At 62.8% G+C, this 1,018-nt stretch carries 1 protein-coding gene; it reads right to left on the bottom strand.

Translation table 11 applies throughout. From position 1 onward, the window contains the following. On the bottom strand, window positions 1–943 hold a 943-nt coding region (gene dnaX / locus AC1DWI_RS24340; RefSeq protein ID WP_477726066.1), incomplete at its 3' end, for a DNA polymerase III subunit gamma/tau. Window positions 944–1,018: the final 75 nt, after the last annotated feature.

Raw genomic sequence — 1,018 nt, 5'->3', positions numbered from 1 at the left:
GGTCGGCTCCGTCGTCGCCCGCCCCCATCTCGGGTACGGCCTGCAACACCGCCATGCGTTGCAGCACCGTCGTCATTTCCTCCAGGGTGGAAGCCGYGCTCAAGCCGTTCAGCCGCAACGCTTCGGAGGTTTCGACCACGGTTTTGCCGTCGCCGCGCGCCAGGGCATCAAGCAGGCGGTAGACATAGCTGCGGTCCACGCTGCCCAGCATGGTGCGCACACTGGCTTCTTCGAGCTTGCCAGAGCCAAAGGCAATGGCCTGGTCCGTCAGCGACAGGGCGTCACGCATGGAGCCGCGCGCCGCACGCGCCAAGAGGCGCAGCGCCTGCTGCTCGGCCGGAACGTTTTCAACGCCCAGCACTTGTATCAGGTGCTCCAGCACCGTCTCGGGCGCCATGGGCCGCAGGTTGAACTGCAGGCAACGCGACAGTACGGTGGCCGGCACTTTTTGCGGGTCGGTCGTAGCCAGCACAAACTTCAGGTATTCAGGAGGCTCCTCCAGCGTCTTGAGCATGGCGTTGAACGCCGTGTTCGTGAGCATGTGCACCTCGTCGATCATGAAGACCTTGAAACGGCCGACGACAGGTTTGTAAACAGCCTGCTCCAGCAACTGCGCAATTTCATCGACGCCGCGGTTGGACGCAGCGTCCAGCTCGGTGTAGTCGACAAAACGGCCGCTGTCGATGTCGGTACAGGCCTGGCACACACCACAGGGCGTGGCCGTGATGCCGCCCTGCCCGTCCGGGCCCACGCAATTGAGCGACTTGGCCAGAATCCGCGAAATCGTCGTCTTGCCCACGCCCCGCGTGCCGGTAAAAAGGTAGGCATGGTGCAAACGCTGAGTTGCAAGGGCATTGCCCAGTGCCTGCACCACATGCGACTGCCCCACCATTTCCGAGAAATTTTTGGGACGGTATTTGCGGGCAAGAACGAGATAGGACATCCGCCCATTCTAGGATATGGCCCCCACGCTTTTCACTTCGTGTAATGCGCTGCCCCCCGAGGGGGCCGCTGCGCC

Source organism: Polaromonas sp. P3_C2 (genome assembly GCF_056402675.1).
The sequence above is the reverse complement of the archived record's forward strand: the minus strand, read 5'-3'. Positions and strand labels throughout refer to the sequence as shown.